Annotated in this window: 26 protein-coding genes, 2 pseudogenes and 1 riboswitch; of the genes and pseudogenes, 11 read left to right on the plus strand and 17 right to left on the minus strand. The window is 51.6% G+C overall.

Annotated elements, in window-relative coordinates:
• The first annotated feature begins 37 nt into the window (after positions 1–37).
• Both ACE5LO_RS18050 and ACE5LO_RS18055 read left to right on the plus strand, forming a co-directional pair.
• Positions 38–334, plus strand: a complete 297-nt coding sequence (locus ACE5LO_RS18050) for a DUF6809 family protein (protein WP_375521404.1) — start codon at positions 38–40, stop codon at positions 332–334.
• Between the two features lie 1875 nt (positions 335–2209).
• Entirely contained in the window at positions 2210–2857 is a 648-nt protein-coding gene (locus ACE5LO_RS18055) for a hypothetical protein (protein ID WP_375521405.1), read from the plus strand.
• Positions 2858–3294: 437 nt separating this feature from the next.
• Here ACE5LO_RS18055 and ACE5LO_RS18060 read toward each other — a convergent pair whose 3' ends face one another.
• Positions 3295–3579, minus strand: coding sequence for a HEPN domain-containing protein (locus tag ACE5LO_RS18060; protein ID WP_375521406.1), 285 nt, complete (start codon positions 3577–3579; stop codon positions 3295–3297).
• Positions 3563–4006, minus strand: coding sequence for a nucleotidyltransferase domain-containing protein (locus ACE5LO_RS18065; RefSeq protein WP_375521407.1), 444 nt, complete (start codon positions 4004–4006; stop codon positions 3563–3565). Before ACE5LO_RS18065 ends, ACE5LO_RS18060 begins: the two co-directional genes overlap by 17 nt.
• Before the next feature lie 448 nt (positions 4007–4454).
• Here ACE5LO_RS18065 and ACE5LO_RS18070 point away from each other — a divergent pair, with 448 nt between their 5' ends.
• Positions 4455–4880, plus strand: a complete 426-nt coding sequence (locus ACE5LO_RS18070; RefSeq protein ID WP_375521408.1) for a hypothetical protein — start codon at positions 4455–4457, stop codon at positions 4878–4880.
• Positions 4880–5272 carry a type II toxin-antitoxin system RelE family toxin gene (locus tag ACE5LO_RS18075; protein WP_375521409.1) on the plus strand — a complete coding sequence of 131 codons (393 nt, stop codon included), beginning with the start codon at positions 4880–4882 and terminating at the stop codon, positions 5270–5272. The genes ACE5LO_RS18070 and ACE5LO_RS18075 overlap by 1 nt, the downstream gene beginning before the upstream one ends.
• A gap of 179 nt (positions 5273–5451) precedes the next feature.
• Here the strand turns inward: ACE5LO_RS18075 and ACE5LO_RS18080 are convergent, their stop codons facing one another.
• Together ACE5LO_RS18080 and ACE5LO_RS18085 are read right to left on the minus strand one after the other, a co-directional pair.
• On the minus strand, positions 5452–5583 hold the full coding sequence (locus ACE5LO_RS18080; protein ID WP_375521410.1) for an Rpn/YhgA-type helix-turn-helix domain-containing protein: 132 nt from the start codon (positions 5581–5583) through the stop codon (positions 5452–5454).
• Between the two features lie 69 nt (positions 5584–5652).
• Positions 5653–5772 (minus strand): annotated as a pseudogene (locus ACE5LO_RS18085) (recombinase family protein); the annotation flags it as partial.
• Positions 5773–5890: 118 nt separating this feature from the next.
• On the opposite strand from ACE5LO_RS18085, the gene ACE5LO_RS18090 reads away from it, so the two are divergent.
• A complete protein-coding gene (locus ACE5LO_RS18090; protein WP_375521411.1) occupies positions 5891–6295 on the plus strand; it encodes a PBECR3 domain-containing polyvalent protein in 405 nt (134 codons plus the stop codon).
• Between the two features lie 229 nt (positions 6296–6524).
• Here the strand turns inward: ACE5LO_RS18090 and ACE5LO_RS18095 are convergent, their stop codons facing one another.
• Complete coding sequence (locus ACE5LO_RS18095; protein WP_375521412.1) at positions 6525–6650, minus strand: hypothetical protein; 126 nt, start codon at positions 6648–6650, stop codon at positions 6525–6527.
• A 412-nt stretch (positions 6651–7062) separates the two neighbouring features.
• Positions 7063–7257: pseudogene (locus ACE5LO_RS18100) on the minus strand (Rpn family recombination-promoting nuclease/putative transposase); the annotation flags it as partial.
• A gap of 238 nt (positions 7258–7495) precedes the next feature.
• On the opposite strand from ACE5LO_RS18100, the gene ACE5LO_RS18105 reads away from it, so the two are divergent.
• The 6 genes from ACE5LO_RS18105 to ACE5LO_RS18130 all read left to right on the plus strand — a co-directional run bounded on the left by ACE5LO_RS18105 (position 7496) and on the right by ACE5LO_RS18130 (position 12112).
• Positions 7496–7798 (plus strand): CCDC90 family protein, encoded by a 303-nt coding sequence (locus ACE5LO_RS18105; protein ID WP_375521414.1) that lies wholly within the window; start codon positions 7496–7498, stop codon positions 7796–7798.
• 157 nt (positions 7799–7955) lie between these two features.
• Positions 7956–8066, plus strand: a riboswitch (TPP riboswitch).
• 134 nt (positions 8067–8200) lie between these two features.
• Positions 8201–9250 carry an ABC transporter substrate-binding protein gene (locus ACE5LO_RS18110; RefSeq protein ID WP_375521415.1) on the plus strand — a complete coding sequence of 350 codons (1050 nt, stop codon included), beginning with the start codon at positions 8201–8203 and terminating at the stop codon, positions 9248–9250.
• 67 nt (positions 9251–9317) lie between these two features.
• A complete protein-coding gene (locus tag ACE5LO_RS18115; RefSeq protein WP_375521416.1) occupies positions 9318–9611 on the plus strand; it encodes an MTH1187 family thiamine-binding protein in 294 nt (97 codons plus the stop codon).
• Positions 9608–10384, plus strand: a complete 777-nt coding sequence (locus tag ACE5LO_RS18120) for an ABC transporter permease (protein ID WP_375521417.1) — start codon at positions 9608–9610, stop codon at positions 10382–10384. The genes ACE5LO_RS18115 and ACE5LO_RS18120 overlap by 4 nt, the downstream gene beginning before the upstream one ends.
• 55 nt (positions 10385–10439) lie before the next feature.
• On the plus strand, positions 10440–11318 hold the full coding sequence (locus tag ACE5LO_RS18125) for an ABC transporter ATP-binding protein (RefSeq protein WP_375521418.1): 879 nt from the start codon (positions 10440–10442) through the stop codon (positions 11316–11318).
• The gene (locus tag ACE5LO_RS18130; protein WP_375521419.1) at positions 11315–12112 is read left to right on the plus strand and encodes a TatD family hydrolase; all 798 of its coding nucleotides are present in this window, start codon (positions 11315–11317) and stop codon (positions 12110–12112) included. The genes ACE5LO_RS18125 and ACE5LO_RS18130 overlap by 4 nt, the downstream gene beginning before the upstream one ends.
• Positions 12113–12178: 66 nt before the next feature.
• On the opposite strand, the gene ACE5LO_RS18135 is transcribed toward ACE5LO_RS18130, so the two are convergent.
• The 11 genes from ACE5LO_RS18135 to ACE5LO_RS18185 form a co-directional block, all read right to left on the minus strand.
• Positions 12179–13438 (minus strand): aKG-HExxH-type peptide beta-hydroxylase, encoded by a 1260-nt coding sequence (locus tag ACE5LO_RS18135; RefSeq protein WP_375521420.1) that lies wholly within the window; start codon positions 13436–13438, stop codon positions 12179–12181.
• Positions 13439–14698 carry an MFS transporter gene (locus tag ACE5LO_RS18140; RefSeq protein WP_375521421.1) on the minus strand — a complete coding sequence of 420 codons (1260 nt, stop codon included), beginning with the start codon at positions 14696–14698 and terminating at the stop codon, positions 13439–13441.
• A gap of 20 nt (positions 14699–14718) precedes the next feature.
• Positions 14719–15279, minus strand: a complete 561-nt coding sequence (locus ACE5LO_RS18145) for a hypothetical protein (protein WP_375521422.1) — start codon at positions 15277–15279, stop codon at positions 14719–14721.
• 12 nt (positions 15280–15291) lie between these two features.
• On the minus strand, positions 15292–16542 hold the full coding sequence (locus ACE5LO_RS18150) for a M16 family metallopeptidase (protein ID WP_375521423.1): 1251 nt from the start codon (positions 16540–16542) through the stop codon (positions 15292–15294).
• A 117-nt stretch (positions 16543–16659) separates the two neighbouring features.
• Entirely contained in the window at positions 16660–16842 is a 183-nt protein-coding gene (locus ACE5LO_RS18155; protein ID WP_375357176.1) for a hypothetical protein, read from the minus strand.
• Between the two features lie 158 nt (positions 16843–17000).
• Complete coding sequence (locus tag ACE5LO_RS18160) at positions 17001–18956, minus strand: RiPP maturation radical SAM C-methyltransferase (protein ID WP_375521424.1); 1956 nt, start codon at positions 18954–18956, stop codon at positions 17001–17003.
• A 261-nt stretch (positions 18957–19217) separates the two neighbouring features.
• On the minus strand, positions 19218–19961 hold the full coding sequence (gene nfsA / locus ACE5LO_RS18165) for an oxygen-insensitive NADPH nitroreductase (RefSeq protein ID WP_375521425.1): 744 nt from the start codon (positions 19959–19961) through the stop codon (positions 19218–19220).
• Positions 19958–20551, minus strand: coding sequence for a TetR family transcriptional regulator (locus ACE5LO_RS18170; protein ID WP_375521426.1), 594 nt, complete (start codon positions 20549–20551; stop codon positions 19958–19960). The genes nfsA and ACE5LO_RS18170 overlap by 4 nt, the downstream gene beginning before the upstream one ends.
• A 109-nt stretch (positions 20552–20660) precedes the next feature.
• Positions 20661–21815: a YhgE/Pip domain-containing protein gene (locus tag ACE5LO_RS18175; RefSeq protein ID WP_375521427.1), complete on the minus strand. Its 1155-nt coding sequence runs from the start codon at positions 21813–21815 to the stop codon at positions 20661–20663.
• 623 nt (positions 21816–22438) lie between these two features.
• On the minus strand, positions 22439–23341 hold the full coding sequence (locus ACE5LO_RS18180; RefSeq protein ID WP_375521428.1) for a transposase: 903 nt from the start codon (positions 23339–23341) through the stop codon (positions 22439–22441).
• 651 nt (positions 23342–23992) lie between these two features.
• On the minus strand, positions 23993–26422 hold the full coding sequence (locus tag ACE5LO_RS18185) for a heavy metal translocating P-type ATPase (RefSeq protein ID WP_375521429.1): 2430 nt from the start codon (positions 26420–26422) through the stop codon (positions 23993–23995).
• Positions 26423–26476 lie beyond the last annotated feature (54 nt).

The following is a 26476-nucleotide window of genomic DNA, read 5'->3' on the forward strand; positions in this document are numbered from 1 at the left end:
ACTTTTCTAAGGAAAATACATAGAAAGGTGGAGAAACATGCAAAATGTATTGGAATCACTCTATTATGGTGATCTGGCTCCCCATGAAAAAAGCGCCTCCCAAAGCCCGGAATATCGATTGCTGAACGAACAAATCACCGAATCCCTGAATCACTGGAAAAAGAAGCTTGTCGAAGAAGATTTCAACGAGCTTGAAGCTTTAACCGATCTATATCATCAAATTCAGGGAATGGATATGGCCTCCTCGTTTACAACCGGCTTTAAGCTTGGCGCAACCATGATGATTGAAGTGCTTTCCGGCATAAACCCGCCTGTCCCACAGCAGGATACCTGATCGTATTTCTGATCTCCTTGCCCGCTGCAAACGAAAGGTATTGCTTTTACTCATTACCGTTATCATATCACAAACAAAAGATCCACTTCATGAACTTCAAATTCTCCCAGGAGCCTGGAACGTCAAGCCTATCCCCTCCGCTTTACCATTGAATATTTTTAAGCCATGGGAATGATACACATCGCGGCTCCTACCAAATCATGATCTATAGAAGAATTACGAACTCAACTTTCGCAGAGCCCAAATCCACCGAATCATCCGTGCTTGACAGTCAAGCCGATAACCGATCGTGGCAAGGCATGTGCACTCTCTGTCCGGTGGCTTTGCACGATTATCCCGTTGGATCAGGTCCTCGTTGCCGCTTGAACCCAAAGGTTTCCGATGTCCTCGTTCATGCGGCCCCACACCGATCAAGCCACGCACATCATGCTCACCTTTTCCCGTTTAAGTACTGCAACTAGGCCGCAGCCGCAAGAGGCTGAACCGATTGGCGCGCGATCAGTCGGCGGTAAGGGATCGCCGGAATCGTCACGCCCATGTACAGCAATTTCCGCCACATTGTTTCTTCCCCTAGGCCCTCCCCAACCCTCAACTCCCGCATTCTGAGCAAAAGGGATAATCGTGCAAAGCTGTATGGAAAGGCACCAGACAACACACTAACCTCACTCTGGCTACTAGACTCTGAGAGGGCCGAATGCCCTTCCTGCAAGAAAGCTAGCAAAAAGCGGTCTGCTTTGATTCAGCGTCAACCCAGCAGTAGATCTCCGTTTTACCCCGTTATTTCAGGGCTTGTTTGACGATTTCATGCTGCGAAAGTTGAGTTACCAAAAAAAGTGCATATCACTCAAATTATGAGGCAAAGACGTGTAACAAAAAAAGCAGAATTATGTTAACCTCCACTCGCCTAGCTCGACGAATGGAGCGGGGAAGCCTTCCCCTCTGGAGGCCTGAAAAAGCCCGGAAACACGGGATCTCTATGATTATTTAAAAAAATACATTGCTGGCATAACTTCGTCAGCATCGCTGTCTAACAGATCATGTTCAGCCTTATAGGCCGTCAACTTCGCCACCCTTCAGCCGTTTATATGGCTCTGAAGGGTGGCCTTCAGCATGAAGTAGTGCCTTTCTTGGAGATAATCTGCTAAAAGTGAACACTACAATGGCAAGTGACTTACTTTTAGGAAATTTAGGGAAAATTTCCGCTAAATATGGTAACTTTTCAGCTGCCGAATTACTACCAGACGAGCTTGAACTGCTTGTTCAATCCCGTAATGTTACCGTGAGTAATGTAAGAGCCACAGCAGATGTCTCTCCAAAGCAGGAATCAGAGGAATACCTCTACCCGAGCATAAGCAAGCCTCACCCGTGGACAAGCGATGGCGGCCGCCCATTCATAAAATAGAACACGTTTCGAATAGGATAATTAAGAAGAGAAACAAGCCGGGGGTTGCGGCTGGCGCTGGTTCGGAACTGTTTACCGGCTATGCCCACCAGCCTGCAGGAGTTGGGGGAGTTGTCATGTTACGATGAGTAATGTTATGAGGCAAAGGGGGAAATGCCAATGCTGACCGTCGAACAAGCGTTAACGAAACTCAGTGAATATGGAATAACCAGCAGTATTCAGATGGTGCGCCGCTGGCTACGCAATGGGGTGATCCAGGGCGAGCGAACCGAAAACCGCAAGAAAGGCTGGCAAATCCCGCCGGACGAACTTGATCGGTTTATACAATCCCGTAATGTCACCCCAAAGCAGGATTTTGTGGATTACCCACGTAGATCTGCAGAAGAGTGCTGGGAAATTCATTTAGAAAATATTTTTAAATATGGGTGTAGTACCCACCTTCAGATGACATCATCGAAGCCGCTAAAACGTCCATGTTTGGAATGTTGTACCCGCATGATGAAGAACACGCCCTTGTCCGGATTCATCTGCGGTTTGAGTGTCCATTCACCGGCAAGCTCTTCGGATCGATGGACGAGCTCGTACGCGCCGCAATTTCGCACCTCATCAGGGAGTACACTGCCGAGGAGCAGCACGATGCTGAACGAACAGGAGCAGACGTATTGCACGAGGATGAGGAGATACCCTATCTTACCCACATTACGCTTAATACAGGTCAGGTTCGACGCATCTATCCGGGCGAGGTGGACAAACAACTATATGCTGCCATGAAACGGGTTTGGAAGGACTCCTTCAAGTCTGAAGGGGTGCAGCTATTTGAGGGATATCGATTCAAGAGCTTTCAATCCAGACGGGTTACCGTCGGAACTCTCTGTAATGGAAAAGGAATACCGATTTTAACGACCAACTGTTGCCAATGGGATGATGGAACGTACTGGAGAATACTCCAGAATGAATCTTGGATTCCGCTTGCGACCCAATCCAGTGAGCCTCCCCCCACTCCATATGTGGCAGATCAATTGGGGTTTGGCTTCATGCAACATGAAGATGCGACGGCATGGACAGAGGATTTTTCGCGATGTTTCGGTTGGCTTGTGTTGGATGCAGAACAGATGATCTAGCCAAGAATCTCTGGCCATATACGCCGGAAAGCCTTCCTAACATGGTCTGGGAAGCGGAATATTAGAACTCGTCGTCTTCTGTTAGAGAAGACGACGAGTTCTAATATTGAGGACCAAATAGTCGGGGGCAGCACATCTGAAAGCAAACTTCTTGGCTTAGAGATCAATTCGGCCACTCTACAGGAAACGAATCCAGTTCCAGTAGAGTGGTGCTCCTCCTTTCTGAACATACTCACATCAATGTGAAGCCTACTAATAATTCACGTTCGTGAAGTTTTGTACAGACAAGGTTAGCGACAAATCATTTGACCGTTCAGATTGTTTGCTCCTGGGTGCATTTTCATGGACTCGCAGCTTGAACTGCTGCCCTATCACTGGCACGAAACAAGACAAACCACCGTGAATAGGTTGGGAGCCTAAGAATCCGGTGGTTTGTCTTACACTATAGAAAATCTTGCCGTGGTTACCCACCGCCATGAAGAATCTTTTACCTGGTCCGGCACAAAGATCCCTAAAGACTCGATCTGCTCACAAACTCTTGTAAGAAGATGAGTCTTTGCTACACCGGAGTTCGTATGGATCTGTACAGCTTTTAAATACTTCTCTCCAGATTGTTGAAAGTGGTAACAAGCTGCTTCTAACTTCCCGGATGCAGCAAGGATGACAGCAGATTCTTGATCATCTTTTGCATATCTCAACCACTGCTCAGTCTGCCTGTCCATACAACACGATACCCTCTTTCTTCACGTCCTCACTGAAGAGAAACTTCTCCTCGAACTCCTCAGATGTTAAAACTAAGATATCTACAGATGGGAACTCCTCTGTGAACTGTTTGCGCAAATCAATAGTCCGTAAAGGCCACGAAGATATAGAGGTATCTTTAACTAACACCATAAAATCGTAATCACTATTTTTACCAAAATCTCCTCTGGCCCTTGAACCAAACAAGATCACTCTTAGCAAATTATCCCCAAGAATTCTTTCGATTTCGGCAGAAATTTTCTTGGCGATAGCCATAGAGTCTTCCTGGGGTTCTAAATATTCCACGATACCTTTTTCGGGATCTACCAGAACTTTACCTTTGATACCAGCCCTCTTCAACAGATCGAGCAGGCTATATTTAGTTTGTTCATTCATTTCCTTGGCCACATCGCACCTCCTGATTGTGAACCACTCCCCACCTACGCTTCGTTTGAGGCAGGGGGTTCTAGGGTAATCGTATCCATTCGTACGGCTCAAAAAGGACGCCTTTATTAAGTATATTGTCGCATTCTCGGCTCTCCATGTCCAATTAAAAGTCTGACAACTCATTAGAACAAAATCAGGGGCAGCCTTCCTTGCATGGAAGCTGTCCCTAACCTGTCTGCTCTAAAATTTTCAGCCTGCTCCTTCTATTTCAGGAACAGAAAGGAACAACACCCGTTCCTTCAGGCTAACCTTGGAATGCAGTCATGCGTTCTTTTTAGAAAAGTATGCAGAAATCCGCAAATGAACATACAAAACATGCAGGTTGAAACGTGTTGTTAATTCACGCTTCACATGGTAAAATGCAGTATAATATGAATTATAAATTGCATATACTAAGGAGAGAGTGCAGATGGCTTCTCAAATGCTGGTTACGAAAGGGAGGCAATACGCCATGGCAGACCCTCGTTCCTCAATAACGTCCGACATGCTTGGCTTTTTTAAGCAGAACGTCCTTACCGTAACGGACATTACACGTACAAAAAAGCTGACCGAAATTCTCGATTCTTACGCTTCGAGTGAGCCTAACGAAAAAGTTTTTGTAGTCCAAAACAGCCGTAACAAAGAAGCTCAGGCTGTCATTGCAGACCTTGACTTCTTCTTCGAGCTCCTACAGATCAAAGAAGCTGTTGAGGAATCTATCGATGATATGATGTACCAAATTACACTTGAGCGCGAAGCGGATGCTGCCAATGTCGATCTTTCTCAAGTCATTGATGAATTGGATCTCGACATGACCCGTATCATGCGCCTTGTGGAGGGCGGGGATCTTGATTAATGTCGGATAAGCTCAAGTCGATAAGTGAACAAATCAATAGCATACTGTCCCCGTATAACGTGGTTGTTAAATTCGGGGACAAAGCTATTGAGGACTTGATCAGCTACCAAAAAGAGCAGCAAGAATTAATCATCGCGCTGATCATTAAACGTGGCATCCACGGCCCGCTTCTTAAACCGAATGGTATTGGTGAGCCTTTACGGGGGAAGCTGAATGGGTTTGCAAAAATTAAACACATGAAGCCCCAGATCCGAGTAGTTTATCGTCCCATTCGTAATGGAATTATACGCATGGAGGTTATAGCTATAGGCCCTCGTGATAGGAAAGAAGCCTATAACAAGGCTGCTGAACGTATCATACAATTCAAAAGCAAATGGAAGACTCCTGAGTAAACAGCCGCAAAGTTCTCCTAAACTAAAGAACCGACCTTGTGAGTACAAGGCCGATTCATGTTTTCATTTCTGAAATGGTGGCAGCGGCAGAGAATCATCTCCCTGCGGATAGGAAAGGTATTGTTTTTCACCGATTTGGTGCCCCAGTGGTATTGAATTGAACAAAATTAGGAACAGTCTTAGCTGGTTTCGTTCTTCAAGGCAATAATTTCAGACTCAGACAAACCTGAAGCTTTGGCTATGATTGAGATATCCACTCCGAGGTTAAGAAGCTCCAATGCCATTTGAATGGCTTTCTTCTTCGCGTTCATCGTCAATACCTCCCATTTGGGGATCAAGCAATTCGTACATCAGCGATCAACTCCGATTCCCTCCGCCTAACGCTGCCGGTTCTTTTTTCGTTCCTGCTCCGCCACATAAGCCAGTATGCTTAGGAATTCCAGCAGCCTCCCTATATCCCCCATCGTTTTGAACCTTCGGCTGTCAAACAAGCTCTCAGACCGATTCTTCCTTTCTATTTTGTTAAATCGCGAATCAAAATTCTTATAATTTAACTGTTCCAATCATTCTCAGTCCAGTATACTCACTTTATCGACTGATAACGGAAGGAACTGAACTGTGGAACCGAACACCTATACTATTGATATTCACGCAACCGAGACCCAAATCGTGGGTAAACTAGATACTGTAAAGATTAAAAGCCTGCTTGGTATAGATTTTCCTGTTGCTGAGGTGCGCATGTATCCAGGTGCAATCAAACATATAAAACGTAATCACCCAGGTGATATTGAGGCCTACGGCCATCTAATCCCAGACACGATTGCAAACCCGGATTATATTGGCCAACATCCCAAAGAGCCTAACAGCGTTGAATTGGTTAAAGCTGTGACACCCCATTTACTACTGGCAATCAAACTGGATCCTTCTGGGTACTTATACTTATCAACTTTCTATCAATTAGACAATGCGGTCGAAAAAGTGAAAAAGCGTTTAAAAAGTGGCCGTTTAGTTCCTTATAAATAATTTTCCTAACTCTTGACTGAGAAAACTCATTGCGCTATCATATTAAGAGTAGTATATACAATGTATTTATGATATTAAACGGCTTTTAGACGCATACTATTATTTATGGATCATTAGAGGTGGGAAAGGTTCCCCACGCGCTTACCGAGAGGTAAGTTACCAGAGATCAGGATACGCCGCCCTGCTATGATCCTAACAGTAAGGACCCCGAAAGGGGTCTTTTTTGCAATTAAGCTTCGTGTTCAGCCACACGTCTATGAAAAGCGGGCTTGGACATTCCGGCTAAACCCGTGGCCTGTGCAATAGATGAACTATCCATGCGTTCAATATCATCCAGGATTTTTTCCAATCCCATGAACAATGCATCTCCTGGTTATCTTCCGGCATCCGCTGAATGGTATTCACGCGTACAAAAAAGCTGACCGAGATTCTTGATTCTTACGCTTCGAGTGAGCCTAACGAAAAAGTTTTTGTAGTCCAAAACAGCCGCAAAGTTCTCCTAAACTAAAGAATCGACCTTGTGAGTACAAGGTCGATTCATGTTTCATATCTGAAATGGTGGCAGCGGCAGAGAATCATCTCCCTGCGGGATAGGAAAGGTATTGTTTTTCACCGATTTGGTGCCCCCAAGCGGGTACGCGCGAGTGCCTCGTCCGCGTAATCGGAGCAACAACATATTGCTCAATACATCATTCAATAATGTAGAAGTAGTGGGCCTTTTCCAATAATAAAAAGTGGTATTGAATTGAACAAAATTAGGAACGGTCTTAGCTGGTTTCGTTCTTCAAGGCAATAATTTCAGACTCAGACAAACCTGAAGCTTTTGCTATAATTGAGATATCTTGATCGTGCAAATACTTCTGTCTATCTTTATACAATCGGCAGGCTTCCTCATCCTGACTTAGAAATTCCAATGTTGTCATCGCCTTATTCAATACAGGCTCGTTCTTCGTCAATACCTCGTCCTTAATTAGGATACTCACAGGTTGTTCAATCCGTTTTGTTTCCGGGATAAGCACTTACTCAAAATTATAGTCTCCTTTAGCAGGCAAGAAAAGAGAAAAGACACTGGCCAATTCCCGTGAGTATCCTACTGATCCCAGTGGCGTTATAAACGTGACATCGTAATTACGCAATATTATAGCTCTTTATTAAGTCATATGCTACAATAACACCATAAAAGTATAAGGAGCGGGGTACATGAATAGTGAGTTAAAGGAATTGCTGCAATCCGTAATCCGGGAAGAACTTCAACCGATTCATGAGCATCTTGAAAAAATTGAAACCGATCAGCAAGAGATGAAACAAGAGATGAAACAGGAGATTCAAGAAATCAGAGTCGATCAGCAGGAGATGAAACGAGCCGTCCTGGATACGAATGAACGGGTTATGGAAATAGGTGACTTTCTGGAGAACCAGCACAGAACTATTGAACTTCTCTCTGCCCGCTCCATCCAACAAGAAGCTGAATTGAAGAGCGTTATCAAAACGCAAAAGGCTTAGAACGGGTGCGGCACCGAGGTTTTTTCGAATAAGTCCCTCTGGACACTCCGGCCATGAAGGCATATAATCAACGTTAGTTCATATTACTGAGCCCGCAAAATCTTCAAACAATGCGGACGTGTCGAGGCAGCAGCTTGCCGTCTTGATGCTCCTTCATACAACTTGCCAGGGGTGCTGGAATCGGCCGGCTGAGATTGTGTCCCTAGACACTGACCCTTACAACCTGATCTGGGTAATGCCAGCGTAGGAATCGCTATAGAGTGACATGTCTTTTTGGCATCGTCATTCCTTCCTTTGGTAGATTACAGGCGTCCCGGATAACGGGGCGCTTTTTTGTGCAGGATCACGGCAGATGACAGCATTGCAGAAAGAGTACGGATGATGAAGAAGGGAGAAGAAAGTATGTTTTCTTTGCAAAAATGGGGCCTTGGAGCGGTATGCTCCCTGCTCCTCATCCTGACCGCCTGCGGAGGGCAATCGTCCGCTCCACAGGACTCGAACGCTTCCGGTCCTTCCGGCAGCGGCAGTACGGCCTCCGGGAAATTGAAAGACGTAAAGGTGGTGCTCGACTGGACCCCTAACACCAACCATACCGGATTGTATGTGGCCAAAGACCAGGGATACTATGAAGAAGCCGGTCTGAATGTGGAGATTGTACAGCCCGGAGAAGGCGGCGCCGATCAGATGGTCGCTTCGAATGCCGTTCCGTTCGGCATCAGCTATCAGGAAAGCGTCACCCAGGCTCGTACGCAAGGGGTTCCGCTCGTCTCTATTGCGGCCGTAATTCAGCATAATACGTCCGGCTTCGCCGCTCCGGTGGATCGGGGCATCAAGTCGCCCAAGGATTTTGAAGGCAAGAAATACGGCGGCTGGGGCTCGCCTGTCGAGGAGGCTGTCATGAAATCCATCATGGAGCTGGATGGCGGGGATGTCAGCAAGGTGCAAAACATCAACATGGGCGATGCGGATTACTTCACCGCAGTCAAGCGGGATATCGATTTCGCCTGGATTTTCTATGCATGGACAGGAATTGAAGCTGAGCAACGCGGCGAGCAGTTGGATATGCTGTACGTCAAGGACTACTCCAAGAGTCTGGACTATTACACACCGGTCATCGTCACAAATGAAGCGACCCTCAGCAGCGATCCTGAGCTGGTAAAAGCCTTCATGAGCGCTACGGCCAAAGGTTATCAATATGCGATTGACCAACCGGAAAAGGCGGCGGAAATGTTGTCGAAGGCCGTGCCTGAGCTGGATAAAGAGCTTGTACTGGCCAGCCAGCAATGGCTGAGCCCCCGCTATCAGGATGATGCCGCACAGTGGGGCGTCCAAAAAGCAGAAGTATGGAAAAACTACGCAGATTGGATGTATGAGCGCAAGCTGCTTGACAAACCGCTGGAGGTTGACAAAGCCTTCACCAATGATTTCCTGCCACAAGACGGCAAATCCTAATAGTGCGTGTTCAAAAGCTGACTTTTTGAACTACCTCTAATCTGATTCGGAAAGGAGACGGTTTTTCATGGCTAACACATTGTTGAGTATTCAGGTGATTCCCAAAACACCGGGCGGAGAGGACACCATCCCTTACGTCGATAAAGCGATTGAGGTGATCCAGCGCTCAGGCGTCAAGCATCAGGTCAACCCGCTGGAGACAACCATGGAGGGCGAGCTGGATGAGCTGCTGCACATCGTTAAGGAGATGCACACCGCACTTACCGAGGCAGGAATTCCAAGCGTGATTTCCCAGATCAAAATCGCCCATAATCCGAATGGAATCAGCATGGATAAGCTGACCGAGAAATACCGTCCATGAACAGGAAAGAAAGCCTCTATGCTGTGTTCAGAAGCGTATGGCCGCCCGTTGTGGCGGTCCTCTTCTTTTTGGCGGTATGGCAGGCCGCAGCGGTCTTCCTGCACATTGAGCCCTGGATGCTGCCGAGTCCGGCGGACATTGCCGCCGAAGCGGCCGCCCAATCCGCCCTGCTGGCCGATCATACCTGGGCTACCGTCAGGCTCACGCTGAGCGGTTTTGCGATTGGCACCGTCGTCGGGCTACTGCTGGCCGTGCTGCTGCACCTGATCCCTTTCCTGAAGCGGGCACTGTACCCGTTGCTCATTCTGAGCCAGAACATTCCGACCATTGCGCTTGGACCGCTGCTGATGATCTGGTTTGGCTTCGGCCTGCTGCCCAAGCTGATGGTCATTACGCTGGTCTGCTTCTTTCCTGTCGTTGTTGCCGCCCTGGACGGGCTGGCGCAAACGGACCGGCTGATGATGAACTACATGCAGATGTCAGGCGCAAGCCGGATGGGCATCTTCCGCAAGCTTGAGCTGCCGCATGCGCTGCCTTCCCTCTTTTCAGGCATGAAAATTGCCGCCACCTACAGCGTGATGGGAGCCATCGTCGCCGAATGGCTTGGGGCAAGCGAGGGGATCGGCTATTATATGCTCCTGCAAAAATCAGCCTACCGCACGGACCGGGTGTTTGCCGCGATTGCCATTATCGTGGCGCTAAGCCTGATCATGTTCCTGCTCATTGCGCTGATGGAAAGGCTGCTGATTCGGTGGCGGCCGGAGCAAAAATAGGAAATAAACCAGCCTGGCAAGCGTTATGCCTGTGCAGGGGAAGGAGTATGAGAAGATGAGCTTGAATGGTCTGCCCGTAGAGTCCCGGCAGAACGGAAAGGAAAATAACCGCAGGGGTGACAGAGAAAAAGCAGCTTTGAATGTAGAACAGGTGAGCGTCGCTTTCCGGCAGCGGAAAACCTTGCTCCCTGTGCTCAAGGACATTTCCCTGACCGTGGAACGCGGAGAGTTCGTTTCGTTGCTTGGCCCTTCCGGCAGCGGCAAAAGCACACTGTTTCACCTGATTGGCGGACTTCTGGCACCGGATCAGGGGCGTATTTATATGGACGGTGAGGATGTGACGGGCACGCGCGGGCGGATTAGCTACATGCCACAGCAGCCTGCCCTGTTCCCGTGGCGAACGACGCTGGACAACGTCTTGCTCGGGCAGGAGAATGCGCCGGGGCCAGACAAGGAGCCCCGCCGCGAGGCCCGGGAAGAGGCCCGCCGCCGGCTGGACGAGGTCGGGCTCGGCAAATTCGCCGATGCGTACCCGCACACGCTGTCCGGAGGAATGCAGCAGCGCGCGGCCTTTCTGCGGGCCATGCTGAGTCCGCAGGAGCTGATGCTGCTCGACGAGCCGTTCAGCGCGCTGGACGAGCTAACACGGTCAGACATGCAGCAGTGGCTGCTGCAGATGTGGGAGCGCCACCGCCGTTCCGTGCTGTTCATTACGCACAGCATTGAGGAGGCTTTGCTCCTGTCGGACCGCATCTATGTGCTGTCTGCCAGACCGGCGTCGGTGCTGCAGGTAGTGGATGTTCCTTTTGCAAGGCCGCGACGGGAGGACCTCGCCGCTGACAAGGACTTTGTGGAGCTGAAGCATGAACTGAGCCGGCGGATGCGGGAGGAAAAAGCGAAAAACACGGCCGCATGGGCAGGTGGCACCGTATGAGCCTCTTTGCTCCTTTAATCGACGCCCACCTTCATCTGGACAGCTATTCAGATGAAGAGCGGGCAGCTCTCCTGTCGTCTATGGGCGAAAGCGGCGTAGAAGCGGTCATTGCCGTCTCCATGAATCTTCCGTCATGCGAAGCCAATGTGCGCCTCGCTTCCGCACGACCCGGTATGATCTTTCCGGCGTTCGGCTTCCATCCTGAGCAGCCTTTACCCAGCGCAGCAGAGTTAGACCGACTGTTCGGCTGGATGGAACGCCATGTGGACCGGATGGTTGCCGTAGGAGAAGTCGGATTGCCTTATTACACCGCCCAGGAAGCTATGAGCAAGGGGGCCACCTTTGATCCAAGCGGTTATGTTGAGCTGCTGGAACGGTTCATTCTGTTCGCCAAAGGGCATGACAAACCCGTAGTACTGCACGCCGTGTACGACGACGCCGATATCGCATGTACGCTGCTGGAACGGCATCAAGTCACCCGGGCCCATTTCCATTGGTTCAAGGGCAGTCCGGCCACCGTCCGGCGCATGGCCCGGAACGGATATTATATCTCCTTCACGCCGGACCTGCTGTACGAGCCGGAGATCCGGGTATTGGCGGCAAACTATCCGCCATCCCAAGTGATGGCGGAAACGGATGGCCCCTGGCCCTTTGCAGGCTCCTTTGCCGGACAAACGACCCATCCACGGATGACGGCCGACGTCATCCGGGCGTACTGCGGCATCCATGGCATGACCGAGGCTGAAGGCAGGCGGCTGTTCCATGCGAATACCCGCCGGTTTTACCGGCTGTAGCCCCCTCTGCGCCGCTTGTAACCGGGAAAGGCCTGCCATCTACCATGTACCGCTTTTTGCCGCAGCTCAGCCTGCGGCGATGCTTTCTTCCGGTGAACCGGCAGGGTTAGATACGGCAGCGGCCTCTGCCAGCCGGTCATACTGCTCCGCCAGCTCGGAGAAGAGCTGCTCGCCCAGGGCTGTCCAGCGGGCATGCTGGCCCAGAACATCCAGCGCCTGCCTGATCTGGGCCAGCACCTCCTGCATTCTGACCGGGATATCGGGATGCGGAACGGCGGCGCCGGCAAGCTCATACCACAGCCCGATGCGCACGAACACAAAGAGACCGTGCAGAACTCCTTTCAGTGGGCGCAAATCCTCCCGCCAGGGCGAAGGAACCCGCTCCTCCGGGCTGTTCAATAACAGATCATCCAGTTCAAACAGCTGGTCCAGCCGGGCGTGGCCGAATTCATGAATCAGATTTTCGGTCGTCCACATCAGATTGCTGCGGTGAGACATGAAAACAGCTCCCTGGAACAGGTTATGGGTAAGCGCCCCGATCTCGCGGGTATCCAGAAGATACACCGCCCGCACATGCGCGGACGCCTCCCGGTACATCTGCGGCCAGACCTCCTTGATCAGGTCCATAGCCTTCTCGTAATACCACATATCCGCGAGAGGCACGGAACGAATCGCCGGAAACGACGGCTTTTCCTTGCCGTAGGATTGTATGATCTCCGGCAGCTCCTGCTCCAGAAAGGCTTCAACGAGCGGATCGGAGCCCCCGAACTGGATGTCGCCATGCTTGTAGAAGCCAAGCCGCTTGAGCAGCGGAGCGGCTGTCTCCTTTTCGCCGGTCAGCTCGGAGATTCCGACCTCGAACCGCCGCTCTCCTGCAGATATCCGTACCCTGTCCCCCGTCTTGGCCAGCCTGACATGCATCCCCTGCGCTTCCGTGCCAAGATTCACGGCTGTGATGCAGCCCGGAAAATATATGCAGCCTTCCGCATCCGTCTGCAGCACCGCAGTATCCGGCCCCTCCTGATGCTTCCACAGCGGGATGAGGACCAGACGCGCAAATTCCTCCAGCAGCTGCTCCCTGAGCGGCTTGTCAGGTATCCCTCCTTGAAAGGCAGGAAACAACCGGGTATCCATCCAATTCACCAGCACAGGATGCATGAGCTCACGGTAATGCTCTTCGTGCAGCATGCTGTCCCAGCGCAGCAGGTCCGCATCCTGCTCCGCGCAAGCCTGCAGATGATGCCTCAGCCGCTCCATGCGGCGCTTCACCATCAGGGTATATACAAAATCATTCTTCATTTCGGACGGCTGTACAAACTTGAACATCTACATAACCTCCTTGGTTGCGGCCCCTGCTTCCGCAGCAGCCGGATGATGCACCGACGCATCCGAATCCTTGCGGATAGCCGGGTTCATAACCATCAATACGATCACCATAATCCCGAAAATCCCCATCACACCAAAGAAGCTGCGCACCGGTATCCATGACAGCAGCATGCCCGTAAGCATCATGGCGAGCGGACGGGAGCCTTCTGTCAGAACTCTCATCATGCCGGCCGCACGCCCCAGCACAGGACGAGGCACCTTAAGCATAAACAGCGTCTGCAGCGTTACATTGGCCAGCGGGCTGCCCAGGCCGGCGATGAATACAAACAGCGCTTCCCATACCAGCCCCCGAATCCAGAACAGCATGCCAAGACCGGTCATCAGCAGACCGAGACCGATGGACATGGTAACGACATAAGGCCACCGTCTGACGAAGCCCGTTACCAGCGCACCAGCGGCAATGCCGATGAAGAAGGAAATTTCCAGCACCGCGAGCTCAGAAGAGTTATGGACCATAAGGGGAAACAGCAGAGCGGTGGGGGACAGCATGAAGTTGATCAGCATAATGTAAATGATCAGATTACGCAGCAGAGACTGCGTCATAATCGTGTCCAGCCCTTCCTTGAAATCGGCGGCCAGGCTGGCAACATTCATTTTCTCTTCCTTTCGCTCCGTCATGCGGGCATCCCGTACCGTCATAAGCAGTAGGCAGGATACAAAAAACGTAGCCGCATTAAAACTGAACGCATACACCGTTCCAAAAGTTAGCAGCCATGCCCCGAGAGCAGGAGCCGATAATCCTACCACGGTCTGTACCAGTTGGGCCACACTTTGGGCCTGAAACATATACGGTTCGGGCACGACATTCCGGACCGTGACCGCCCTGGCCGGTCCGAAGAATGCCGTGAAGGATGACAGCAGGAGCGCGGCCACGATGAGCTGGTACGGCTGCAGCAGTCCGGTGGCCCACAGCAGGATGACCATGCCGATAATGAGCCCGCGCGCAATATCGCAGCAGATCAGAATTTTCCGCTTGCTGCTGCGGTCCACAATGACACCGGCGAACATCCCGAGCACAATGAGCGGCAGCGTTTCGGCAACGAGCAGAACAGACATCCATAAGGCGCTTCCCGTGAGCAGCTTCATCAGCCAGATCAACGCAATGGCATAGACGCCATCCCCGATGACCGATACCGTCTGGGACAGCAACAGCAGCCGATAGTTGCGGATGGAAAATAAAGCTCTGTAGGAATCGTCCATCCCCCCGTCCCCCCTCCGATTCAATTACTGGGCGTCGGCCCCCGAAACATACTTACGGCGAGCGTGTGCCATTCACAATCCGGATCGTTTGAAACCAGATTTTCATCATCAAACTCCTGCTGAAGCTCTTTAAGTCTCGTCATGTACTCATCGATGCGGGAGACAGGCACCTTGGCATGCACCATGCCCATATGAAAGAGATCTCCCCGGTTCATATTGGTGAGCAGCGCCGTTTTGACAACCCCGAGGATATACATGGCGGCAGACAGCCGCTCCGAGTCGCTGTAGCTGCTGCCCACCAGCAGATGAAACGTGTCCGCCTTGGAGGAATAGCATTTCTCGACAATTCCGCCGCTGACCTTTTCTGAATGCAAAGTAATAAATTCCTGCTTCAGCATGCTGTCGAGAATATAATTCATTTTGGCCCTCGAACAGCCGAGCCGGTCGGCCAGCTCTCCCGCAGTGGAAGGCTTATCCATAATGCTCAGGAATACCTCCAGCCCCCTGTCTTTAATGAGCCGCTCCAAAAGCTCCGGCTTTCCCTGTACTTCACTGCCGCTGCCGTATTGCGATGGCGTCATGATTCATCCTCCTTACAGTAAAATAGCCAGTTCCTCTGAGCCTACACCGAGGGCCGAAAGGGCCATCCGATCCTGATTGAACAACTCGCAAGCGAACGACTGCAGCTCTTCAGCGGTCAGGCGCTCGATTTCGACCCGCTCCAGATCGATGAAGAAGTCTCTGTTCAGGAGCGCGTAACGACCTGTAATCTGCAGCAGCTTGGCGTCATTGCCGGGAACCTGCATCAGGTTGGTGATTCTTGCCGCCTTCACCCGCTGGAGCTCTTCCTCTCCAACGGCACCTGTTTTCAAGTCCTCCAGTACGGATAAGATGGCCTCGTAAACCTCCTTGATCTGGTCCCGGCGGCAGTTCACCTGGATGCTTAAATATCCGCTGAGCGCATAGCTTTGCGTATAAGAAAAGACCAGATAGGCAAGCTCCCGCTTCTCTCGAAGCTCCACATGCAGGCGTGACTTCAGCCCTGAGCCGAGAATGACGGACAGAAGATTCATCAGCTGCCTTTCCTGGGAATGAAAGGACGCCCCCACAAAAGAAATATTCAAGTCCACCCTTGGATTTGCGGTAGGCAAGCCCAGAATGCTCGGTTCGATTTCAATGACAACATCCCGCTGCTTCCCCTGATACTTCCAATCGCGGAAATAACGGCCCACCTGCTCGATGACTTCTTCAGGCTCAACATTGCCCTGGACAATCATCTGGGTATTGTTCGGAATATAATAGTGATGCAGCCTCTCTTCAATCTGCTCCCGGTTAAAGCCAAGAATGTTGTTCCGGTTCCCGATCACAAATTGCCCCAGGGAACGGTTGCCCCACAGGGCTTGCTCCACCAGCTCTTCCTTGATTCTGCCTGAGGAAAAATAGCTTTCCGCTTCATGAAGGATAATATTGCGTTCATGCTCCAGACTCTCCGGACTTACGTTGTTATTCATGACAATACTGCCCAGGCATTCGATCATCATCGGCAAGTGCTCCCGCTGGGCAGACAGTGTACAGCGTGTCATCTCCTTGCCTGTAAACGCCTCATACAGCGCACCCCGGTCCATCAAACCGCCGAGCAGGTGGCGGGCATGACTGTTCATATTCGTATAATTAAAGGACACATGTTCGATAAAATGGGAAATGCCGTTCACATGATTCTCTTCGTTCTTGACACCGTGATTGATAAATACGCCGATATTCATTGTTCTTGCATGAGGTATTTTGCGTATGGTCACCTGCAGGCAATTTTCAAAAACAGCTTTGGTCACCAGCTCAGAGAACATCCTATGATCCTACTCCCTTCCCCGGATGGGCCTCGCACGGGCCCTGTACCGCAAAAAGCGGCAGAGCCGCCGTCATACAAGAGCGGCTCCCGCTTCCCGCTTATTTCAGGCTGCTGGCTAGAAGGACACGCTCACCGATACTTTGACAGCTTCCTGGATTCCCTGCTCGCCAATCTTGTTCTCCTCGGCAGATCCCAGCAATGCTTCGGACAGCGCCGAATCACTGATGATCACCTCACCCTGGCTGTTTACCGTGAATGCCTCCGGGCTGAGCGTTAACTGTTTTTTCTCCTGTGCCATTTCAATCTCTCCTTTTAAATAAAATGGGATAAGTAAGTAAAACGTTCATCAATCGTACTTTCTAAGAAGCCAGACAGTTCCGCCTACCGGACAACGTTCATACCCGTTTTTTTGATCCTCACCTCCCCTTAGGGTGATCCTCCCGTTATGCCAAGCCTTCAGGACATGGTACTAAGCTGATTCTCCCCGCTTCTGCCTGGAGCAGACAGCTCCCGCAGACGCTGCAATCCGGCTTGCTTGGGTGTATAGGTTCCCAGCGAAACAGCCAGAGCCAAATAAACTTCGCCCTCGGTTACCATCCAGCGCCGCTCCACAAACCTTTCCAGACAATGCCTCACCTCGTCCTCATGCACCGTAACCCCCTGCTCGCGCAAGCGAATGACAATGTTCGGGATCGATATCATATTGTCACATGCTTGATAAATCATTGTTTCATGAAAAGTGAGCAGCGTTGTAGGCTGTGCGGAAGCTGAACGTGTATCCACCAGAATGATCCGGTCATCCTTGAGCACGGAAAAGAACTCACTCTCCCCATGTTCAGCCTGCCAGCTTTGGACGGCCTGGCGCATACGGGATGTGTACGAAAACGGGTTTTGGTGGTCTATGTAGTCAAAATCGAAATGGTAGGCGATCTGTGCCAGCTGCTCGGAAGGAAGTACAGGATAGATCAGCTCATAGGAACGGAGCGGCCAGATATTGCAGATCCCGTAGGCTTCCGGATTCATGAAATACGGACTGAAACGATCAAGCCGGATAGGCGCGGTCCCTCCCGGGGGCATCAGGTGGGTCAAAGCCGGGATCAGCTCTGCGGCCGCATCATATTCCCACTCGTTCTCGCCGGGAAAGCCGTACAGAAAATTCCATAGCGGTGTTACCGAATATTCAGAGCACCATTTCAGCAAACGGATGTTCTGGAGCATGCTCACTCCTTTTTTCATCAGCTTCAGCACGGAGGTGATCATACTCTCGATACCTGGCTGCACGTAATGAAACCCGGCTTCCTTGAACAGCTTGATTTGCTCTTTGGTCAGGTTCGCTTTGGTTTCATAGAACATGTCAAGATCAAGCTCATTGTCCCTGATGACCGGAAGTACCGTTTTGAAATAGTTCATGTCTATGATATTATCCACGGCCGTCGCTTTATTCGTGTACTGTCCGTACCGTTCTTTTAAATACATGATTTCGTCCAAGGCCCTTGCGGGCGATTTGCTGCGAAAGCTCATGGTAGAGCCGTTGAGCCCGCAAAACAGACAGTGTGATTTTTGTCCCCACCAGCAGCCCCTGGAGGATTCAAAGAGGAAACGGCGCCTGGTCTTGTGATCCGGCAGGCCCAGCCCGTCAAATTGTGCAAAATAATCATCATAGTCCGGATAAGGAAGAGAATTCATATCATGAATAGATGGAGAAGAAGCTGTCTGCTCCGGATGTTGTCCATCAAGGGCAGAGCGAAGGATGATGCCTGGACCGGCGCTTGCGGCCGGATCCCCGGTATCCCGAAGACGATCGATGAAGGAAATAAAGGATTGATCCCCCTCACCCGAGCATACCGCGTCAATGAAGCCGAAATTGCGAAGTGTCCCCAGTCCCATTGGGCTCTCGACATTGGAGCCGCCAAAGATGATCAATTTGTCGGGAAAACGGGACTTTAGAAGTTTAGCCATGCTTAGAGAGGCTGTATTTTGCTCAAAAACTGTAGTAAAACCGATGACATCGTAGCGAGTCCAGTCATAATCGGTCAGGCAGCTGTCCAGAAAAGAGTCAACTTTGGCACGCACATCCAGCAGGCGCTGGAAAGCCTGTCCTTTATTGGAGGAATTCCTCCTGAATCGGGAATACGTCGTTATCAGATACTCCTTATATTGTTCAAACGTATCTTCCCCATCAAATAACGATTGTGAGAAAATCCAGTCCCCTGCCAGCGCATTGGTCGGGTAGGTTGAATTTTCGGCAAAACAATCGTACTCCTCCAGGCCGATCAGCGCTGCGAACTTCAGATTCAGGTACAAGGTATCACAGTCAATACCACGGCTGCGCAGTCCGGACTGAAGCAGACCAAGCCCGATCGACGGCCGGTAGGCCGAGGCAAAGGGCATGCTTACAAGTGCCACATGCATAACGTTCCTCCTCCTGCTTGCAAGCTTGAAATTCGACGGCTTCCGACCTTGACTGGACCGGGATGCGAACACAAGAAGCGGCCAGAGCGGGTGTGAAATACTCAGTGGTTTCCGCCTTTAGAGGGCCTGACAGGATGTAAGGAGCTTTAAGCCTTGGTTGATCGATGTAATATGTGTAAATGATTTCCGTTTCGTTCATTGTAATCAGATCATCTCTTGATTTCAAGCAAATTTTGATAGATCAGATTAAAAATGTTTTCTTTACTGCTTCAAGAATCCCTTTTGCTCAAGAAAGCTCTTCATGTGAAGGCGTACCGGTTCAGTCAACCGCACCGCCATAATCTCCGACCACGGGGTCGTCCGTTCCCCGCTCGTACGCTCAGACAAATAATGGCCCATCGTCTCGTCATACAGCTTCACCTGCTCCATCGTCTGGTTCGCATCGTAACCGTTCATATGCAGAACGGCGGCCTGCGGCAGACGGGGGCGCAGACCAGGCTCCTGGTCAGGCACACCTACACACATACCAAACACCGGATAGACCAGCTCCGGCAGACCCAGCAGCTCGGCTACTTCGGCAATATGGTTGCGGATGCCTCCAATATACACAATGCCCAGACCCATCGATTCCGCGGCAATGGCCGCGTTCTGGGCCGCAAGCGCGGCATCAATCGTAGCGATGATGAAATTTTCCGTCGAATCTTCATAGGATGTCTGATCAGGCCTATGCTCTTCTGTCACACGTTTCAAACGGTACAGATCAGCACACCAGACGAGGAACACAGGACACTGCTCCACATACGCCTGACCTCCGGCCAGTGCGGCAAGCTGCTTTTTCAGGCCTGGCTCCGTGACTGCGATCACCGAATATGCCTGCACATTGCTGGAGGTTGACGCCATTTGCCCCGCCGCCACAATGGAAGCCAGCTGCTCCTGCGAAACTTCCTCCTGCTTGAATTTACGGATCGATCTGTGGTTCATTAATACGGACAACGTTTCGTTCATGGTTCCTTCACCCCTAATCCTGACAATATAAACCGTATCGCTTCTGCCGCAATATGGTCGACCCCTATTTTCTCATCAGCGAACACATCTTCAAAATTGACCATATGTTTGTGGGACAAGGCCACACTCATCACCATGACAAGGGCATTGGTTGCCGAACCGAAGAAGAATATTCCATCCTCCTTCCCTCTCAGCAAAAGTGATCTTACCTGCGCCCAGACCTCAACCAGAACATTCATCACAATCTGCCTGCGCGGTGAGCGCAGCAGCATTTCCTGTTGGATCATAAAGCTTAGCTCCCCATCCTGGTAAGTCAAGCGAATAATCCGTGAAACCAGCAGACGAATCCCTTCAATGGGGTCCAGATCGGCGAAATTTATACTCTTCAGCTCCCTAATGGGAAAAAAGTGCTCAAAAACCGCCTGATATACACCCTCTTTCCCCCCGAAGTGGTAAGATATCAGCGCGATGTTGGCACCTGCCTCTTCACAAATCTGCCGACAGCTCGTTCCACTATAGCCGTGCTGGGCAAACAGCTTCTTGGCCGCCAGCAGGATACGCATTTTGATATCCGGTTCCGTCTGCGTCATTCTACCCCGATCTCCTTCGTCATATGCTAGTTTTATTATGTATCTTTGCCGAAGGGGAATCAAGCGGGCCCTGCTGCATGACCCGCAAAGAGATTCGCCTTTCGGCTGCTTAAGTGGTCTTCGGCACTACTGCGGGAGCCACTGCCGGTTTTCTCTTCAGAGCTGTTGCCAGCAGGGCAACTCCCATGCATACGAGCAGAATAAGAGCAAGCACTCCCGCCGCATGGCCAGCGCCCGGCCCTCCTAGCTGCAGGCTCATAATGCCGTTGACGGCATAGGTGGCCGGTAAAAACGCCCCGATGTGCTGATAGAAGCCGTTCAGCATTTCACGCGGCACCATCGCTCCCGAGGATACAAGCTGGATGGACAGCATGGTGATGTTGAAAAACATGCCCGGCATGCCGAATACGATCAGGAACATTTGGGTGAAAAACATGAAAGTCAGCATCAGCAGCCCTTCATACAGCCACATCAGCCCAAAGCCCTGCTCCATCTGTCCTCCCAATATGTTGATCAGAACCGTTCCCACAAACGAAACAACCAGTGCCGTTCCCACGTTAATCAGCACGCGCGCGCCATATTTGCTCCATTTGCCGACCTGATTGCCGAGGGCCATTGTGGACTGCTGAATATTCAGCCCCATGATCATGGAGCCTACAAACGTAGCCAAAACCATCATCATTGGCACCATTTGATTGTTCATTCCATTCACCGGGTGAATGGAAGTCACCTGCGACTCCACCTTCTCCGTTAACGCCCCGGCTGTCTGTTCCGCTGCTGCCTCCGGCATATTGGCCTGGACAAGCGCCGCCGTCGTTCCTTCCACCGCCGCCTGGCTGTTGATCGTGGCCGTGACCTTCTGCTCAACACCCTGCATGATGCTCTTGATCGTCATCGGATTGGCTTCATTGATGGTGTAGCGGATTTCCGCCTTCTCCACCGGTGACGTCAGCCGGGCCGTAAAATCAGCCGGTATTTCCATCACCATCTGCATTTCCCGGTCATTGAGCCGTTTTTGCGCTTCCTCTGCCGTCAATCCGGTTACGATTTGAAAAGGCAGACTGCCTTCCAGCTCATTGGCAATCGTCTTGCCGACGTTCTGATCCTCGTTGACGATAGCTATTTTCAGATTGCTGCTGCGCTCGGTTACTCCACTATATGCAGTCATCCAGATAACACTGAAAATAATCTGGAACATCAGAGCGGTAATGATGCCCACAATGGTCATGGGCTTGCTGAAATAAAGCTTTAATGCTTTAAGCATGTTTCATCCTCCAAATTTAAATTAATCACACGTTTAAATCAAACGTTTGTTTAAAATATATTGGATTTGAAACTATATGTCAATATTTTTATGTAATTTTCATTATGGACAGTCAGGACGCCAGCCGATCGTGGCAAGACATGTGATACTCGCTTTTCAGGAGCCTTGCACGATTATCCCGTTGGATCAGGTACAGAAAAACAGAAAACCGGGAACCAAAAATACACTTTAGGCACGTTAAAGAAAATAACGGAGCATATGAGGCACAAAAATGCCTGTTGTTACGCTATTCAGGACCCTTGAATGGGTCTATTATTTTTTAGATTGTGCCTTATGGAGAAGCAGATCGGTTCGAGGTCATGAGACGATCTTAGGAGAAAGCAGAGCGTTTAGGTGATGTGAAACCGACCGAAAGAGAAGGAGGGAGAAGGAAGAAGCGGAGCAAGGCATCGGAAAAATAAAAAGAGCCTGGTCCTCGTTGCAGCTTGAACTCGAATTTTTCCAATTTCCTCGTTCATACTAGGGCGTGTCTGAAAACTAACATCAATGGAGCTAGCCGACACTAGCCCACACCGATCAAGCGACGCACCTTATGCTCACCTTTCCTCGTTCAAGTACTGCGATCAGGCCGCAGCCGCAAGAGGCTGAACCGGTTGGCACGCAATCAGTTGGCGGTAAGGGATCGCCGGAATCGCCACGCTCATGTACAGCAACTTCTGCCACATCGTTTCTTCCCCTTCGGACAGGCGCAGGCGGCGGCGTCCGGTGTACTCGTTGAGGTACGCCTGCAGATGCTTTGTTCCTAAGGCTACATACGTACTCTTCAGCGATGTCCACGCCTCTCTTACCACTTTCCGCAAGGGTCTATACAGTCGATAGGCTTGAGGGAACGACTGTACCTCCGATGCACGGACATCTACCTGTTCGCTGATGAACGCAGCAAGTTCGTGACGATTTGCTCTTTGCCCCTCTCCCTTCTTCTGCGGGATTAGGTGGATTTTGACCTGCTCCGGCTCGCCTGACTCCGTGACCGTGCACCCCGCTACGACTACCGAAGCATGCGGATGAGGAAACTGAGGCCGGGACGGATTACACCCATACAGGTCGCTGTTCACCTTCACATCTCCGCAGAGCAGCTCCCGGGCGTCGAACTCTCCGATGGCATGGCGGATTCGGTGCAGCATCGCCCAGGCGGTCTTGTAGGTGACCTGGATCACCTGACTCAGCCGCATCGCCGAGATGCCGTCGGGCAGCAGGAACAACTCCAGCGCCTGGAACCACTTGGTCAGGGGGAGATGCGTTCGTTCAAAAATCGTGCCCACCAAAGCCGACGTTTGATGCGCACACCTGGTGCACTCGAACAAAGGGACACGTCGGGAAGTTAGACGACTGCAGCGGGTGTGAGCGCAGCGTGGACAGACGAAGCCATTCGGCCACTTCATCGCGATCAATGCCTCCATGCAGGCCTGCTCGTTGTGATAACGACTGCTAAAGGATTGAAGTTTCGTTTCCACTTGGACTTCCATGTCTGCTCGCCCCCGAATCCATAATCCATAATCCATAATCCATAATCCACGAACATAAGTTCTTTTTCATTATACCAAACACATGTTCCCATTTCAAGTCGAACAGCCCACTTGAGCTGCCTCTTTTTTCTTATCTCTTTTCTCTTTTCTCGTTTCTCTGTAGTCCTTCCCCTAGGCCCTCCGAACCTCCAACCCCCGCATTCTGACTGAAAGGGATAATCGTGCAAAGCTGCATGAAAAGGCATTAGGCATTAGGCAACAGACAACGGGGCCTTTGCCGATTTCATGCTGTGAAAGTTGAGTTGAATATACCAGCCACTTCATTCACCGGTACTCTTACTGTAACAATTATGAAGCCTATATAAAGTTCTGGCTCAATCCGTCCAGATGGACTACTCACATTCTTTACATCTTCGAAAGAACCGACAAAAATTGCCTTGAACAAACGAAGTGTTCAAGGCATACTCCCTGCCAAGTGCCCGGAATTGTTCTGGAGAAGCAGAGCGTCCGCCTTCGTCCCCGGATTTCTTACGCTGCCTGCTTCAATCAGGAAATTCAGGGACAACAGCAATCGGAGGGACAATCCGGGCCACGGCCCCAACAGCGATCAGAAGAGTAATCCGGGTACGCCCCACTCCAGGCATGCCCCCCTTACAACTTGACCCGTTGCAGCCGCAGCGCGTTCAGCACCACCGAGACCGAACTGAATGCCATCGCCGCTCCCGCCAGCCATGGGGCCAGGAAACCGAGCGCCGCAATCGGAATGCCGATGACATTGTAGGCCAAAGCCCAGAACAGATTCTGCTTGATGTTGGCCATCGTGCGGCGGCTCATCTCAATCGCATCGGGAATACTGTTCAAATCGCCGCGCATCAGCGTAATATCCGCAGCCTCCATCGCTACATCCGTGCCTGTGCCCATGGCCATGCCGACATCCGCCGTAGCCAAAGCAGGTGCATCGTTAATGCCGTCACCGACCATGGCGACAGAACCGCCAAGCTGCTGCAGCTTCTTCACTTCGTCTGCTTTTCCTTCCGGCAGCACTTCGGCCAGCACACGCCGGATTCCGGCCTGCTTCGCCACCGCCTGCGCCGTCCGCTCGTTATCACCGGTGATCATCAGCACTTCAACCCCCATCTCATGCAGACGGGACACGGCTTCACGCGAAGTATCCTTGATGGTGTCGGCCACTGCAGCCAGCCCTGCATACCGGCCATCCACGGCAATGATCATAGCCGTCTTGCCGCTGCTCTCTAGCTGCTCCATCAACTCATGGACCTGTGTATCAAGCTGCACCCGTTCCCGTTCCATCAGCCTGCGCGTACCCGCCAATACCGTGCTGCTCTCAACGACAGCCTTGACGCCATAACCTGGGATATTCTCAAAGGCAGATGCCTCCGCCAGCTCCACGGAACGGGCCGATATCCCCACAACGATGGCCTCCGCCAGCGGATGCTCCGAGCCCTTCTCCGCAGCTCCCAGCAAGCGCAGCAAACGCTCTTCCGGCATACCGGTTGCCGGGATGATGTCCGTCAGCTCCGGCTTGCCGTTCGTAACAGTGCCCGTTTTATCCAGCACCACCGTACGGATATTCCGTGCAGCCTCCAGATGCTCTCCGCCCTTGAACAGGATGCCGTATTCGGCCGCCCGGCCCGAGCCTGCCATAATCGACGTCGGTGTAGCAAGCCCAAGCGCACAGGGGCAGGCGATGACGAGAACAGCAATCGCCTTCTCCAGCGAGCCGGCGAAATCGCCCGGTGCAGCGAAGAAGTACCAAACCGCAAAGGTCACCAGCGCGATGCCCACGACAATCGGGACAAAAATACCCGAGATGACATCCGCAATCCGCTGGATCGGAGCTTTGGAGCTTTGCGCCTCCTCCACCACCCTGATAATTCGCGCCAGCGTGGTGTCTGCGCCCACACGGGCCGCGCGGATTTTCAGCAGCCCGTTCTTGTTCAGGGTCGCCCCGGTAACCGGATCACCCTGCTGCTTCTCGACCGGCAGGCTTTCCCCGCTCAGCATCGATTCGTCCACCGCCGAGCGTCCTTCCATGACTTCTCCGTCAACCGGGACCTTTTCCCCCGGACGCACGATCAGAGTATCCCCAACAAGCACCTGCTCAATGGGCACATCCAGCTCCTGTCCGTCCCTTACAATCCGGGCCGTACGTGCCTGCAGTCCCATCAGGCTTTTAATGGCATCAGAGGACCGGCCCTTGGCCACCGCCTCAAACCATTTGCCTACCAGGATCAGCGTAATGAGCACCGAACTGGTCTCATAGTACATTTCAACCTGACCGTGTCCGTGCATTCCAAGCGATTCCAGTGTGAGATACAGACTGTAGAAGTATGCCGCCGAAGTCCCCAGTGCCACAAGCACATCCATGTTGGCGCTGCCGCTGCGCAATGCTTTGAAAGCACCAACATAGAACTGCCAGCCAATAATAAACTGTACAGGTGTCGCCAGAATGAGCTGGAACCACGGATTCATAAACAGCTCAGGCACATAGAGGCCGGAGGTGAAGCTGAAGTGCCCCACCATCGCCCATAGCAGCGGCAGCGACAGGATGGCGGAAATCATCCATTTCCACTGCTTGCGCCGGATTTCACGCCGCCGCACATCGGAGATGTCCGTGCCTTCCGACTGCAGGACGGCACCGTAGCCAAGCTGCTCCACTTTTTTAACCATGTCCACAGCGGTGACCGCACCCGCCATATACTCCACATGCGCGGTTTCCAGCGCCAGGTTGACGCTGGCCGAGGTCACGCCAGGCATTCTCGACAGTCCCTTCTCGATCCGGCTGGCACAGGCGGCGCAGGTCATTCCGGTAATATCAAAATTCGCCTGTTCCACGGCCGTACCGTACCCGAGAGAGCCAATCTTATCCCGCACGTCCTTAAGATTCGCAACCTCCGGATCAAAGCTTACTGTCGCCTGCTCCAAAGCCAAATTGACGTTTGCCTGTGTTACCCCCTCCATCCGGTTGAGCCCTTTTTCAATCCGAGTAGCGCAAGCCGCACACGTCATGCCTGTAATATGCAGTGTTGCCTGCTCGTTCCCTTCCGCTTGTGCGCTCATTTTCGATCATCCTCCTCTATCTAAAATACCCCAGTGGGGTATAATTCACTTTCA

Origin of the sequence: Paenibacillus medicaginis (assembly GCF_042138635.1) — a bacterium.
Lineage (GTDB): Bacteria > Bacillota > Bacilli > Paenibacillales > Paenibacillaceae > Paenibacillus > Paenibacillus medicaginis.

Excerpts from the sequence above, each read along its gene's own strand:
- ACE5LO_RS18050 (WP_375521404.1), top strand. The coding sequence starts at position 38 with ATGCAAAATGTATTGGAATCACTCTATTATGGTGATCTGGCTCCCCAT.
- ACE5LO_RS18055 (WP_375521405.1), top strand. The coding sequence starts at position 2,210 with ATGTTTGGAATGTTGTACCCGCATGATGAAGAACACGCCCTTGTCCGG.
- ACE5LO_RS18060 (WP_375521406.1), bottom strand. The coding sequence starts at position 3,579 with ATGGACAGGCAGACTGAGCAGTGGTTGAGATATGCAAAAGATGATCAA.
- ACE5LO_RS18070 (WP_375521408.1), top strand. The coding sequence starts at position 4,455 with ATGGCTTCTCAAATGCTGGTTACGAAAGGGAGGCAATACGCCATGGCA.
- ACE5LO_RS18075 (WP_375521409.1), top strand. The coding sequence starts at position 4,880 with ATGTCGGATAAGCTCAAGTCGATAAGTGAACAAATCAATAGCATACTG.
- ACE5LO_RS18080 (WP_375521410.1), bottom strand. The coding sequence starts at position 5,583 with ATGAACGCGAAGAAGAAAGCCATTCAAATGGCATTGGAGCTTCTTAAC.
- ACE5LO_RS18095 (WP_375521412.1), bottom strand. The coding sequence starts at position 6,650 with ATGGGATTGGAAAAAATCCTGGATGATATTGAACGCATGGATAGTTCA.
- ACE5LO_RS18105 (WP_375521414.1), top strand. The coding sequence starts at position 7,496 with ATGAATAGTGAGTTAAAGGAATTGCTGCAATCCGTAATCCGGGAAGAA.
- ACE5LO_RS18110 (WP_375521415.1), top strand. The coding sequence starts at position 8,201 with ATGTTTTCTTTGCAAAAATGGGGCCTTGGAGCGGTATGCTCCCTGCTC.
- ACE5LO_RS18115 (WP_375521416.1), top strand. The coding sequence starts at position 9,318 with ATGGCTAACACATTGTTGAGTATTCAGGTGATTCCCAAAACACCGGGC.
- ACE5LO_RS18120 (WP_375521417.1), top strand. The coding sequence starts at position 9,608 with ATGAACAGGAAAGAAAGCCTCTATGCTGTGTTCAGAAGCGTATGGCCG.
- ACE5LO_RS18125 (WP_375521418.1), top strand. The coding sequence starts at position 10,440 with ATGAGCTTGAATGGTCTGCCCGTAGAGTCCCGGCAGAACGGAAAGGAA.
- ACE5LO_RS18130 (WP_375521419.1), top strand. The coding sequence starts at position 11,315 with ATGAGCCTCTTTGCTCCTTTAATCGACGCCCACCTTCATCTGGACAGC.
- ACE5LO_RS18135 (WP_375521420.1), bottom strand. The coding sequence starts at position 13,438 with ATGTTCAAGTTTGTACAGCCGTCCGAAATGAAGAATGATTTTGTATAT.
- ACE5LO_RS18140 (WP_375521421.1), bottom strand. The coding sequence starts at position 14,698 with ATGGACGATTCCTACAGAGCTTTATTTTCCATCCGCAACTATCGGCTG.
- ACE5LO_RS18145 (WP_375521422.1), bottom strand. The coding sequence starts at position 15,279 with ATGACGCCATCGCAATACGGCAGCGGCAGTGAAGTACAGGGAAAGCCG.
- ACE5LO_RS18150 (WP_375521423.1), bottom strand. The coding sequence starts at position 16,542 with ATGTTCTCTGAGCTGGTGACCAAAGCTGTTTTTGAAAATTGCCTGCAG.
- ACE5LO_RS18155 (WP_375357176.1), bottom strand. The coding sequence starts at position 16,842 with ATGGCACAGGAGAAAAAACAGTTAACGCTCAGCCCGGAGGCATTCACG.
- ACE5LO_RS18160 (WP_375521424.1), bottom strand. The coding sequence starts at position 18,956 with ATGCATGTGGCACTTGTAAGCATGCCCTTTGCCTCGGCCTACCGGCCG.
- nfsA (WP_375521425.1), bottom strand. The coding sequence starts at position 19,961 with ATGAACGAAACGTTGTCCGTATTAATGAACCACAGATCGATCCGTAAA.
- ACE5LO_RS18170 (WP_375521426.1), bottom strand. The coding sequence starts at position 20,551 with ATGACGCAGACGGAACCGGATATCAAAATGCGTATCCTGCTGGCGGCC.
- ACE5LO_RS18175 (WP_375521427.1), bottom strand. The coding sequence starts at position 21,815 with ATGCTTAAAGCATTAAAGCTTTATTTCAGCAAGCCCATGACCATTGTG.
- ACE5LO_RS18180 (WP_375521428.1), bottom strand. The coding sequence starts at position 23,341 with ATGGAAGTCCAAGTGGAAACGAAACTTCAATCCTTTAGCAGTCGTTAT.
- ACE5LO_RS18185 (WP_375521429.1), bottom strand. The coding sequence starts at position 26,422 with ATGAGCGCACAAGCGGAAGGGAACGAGCAGGCAACACTGCATATTACA.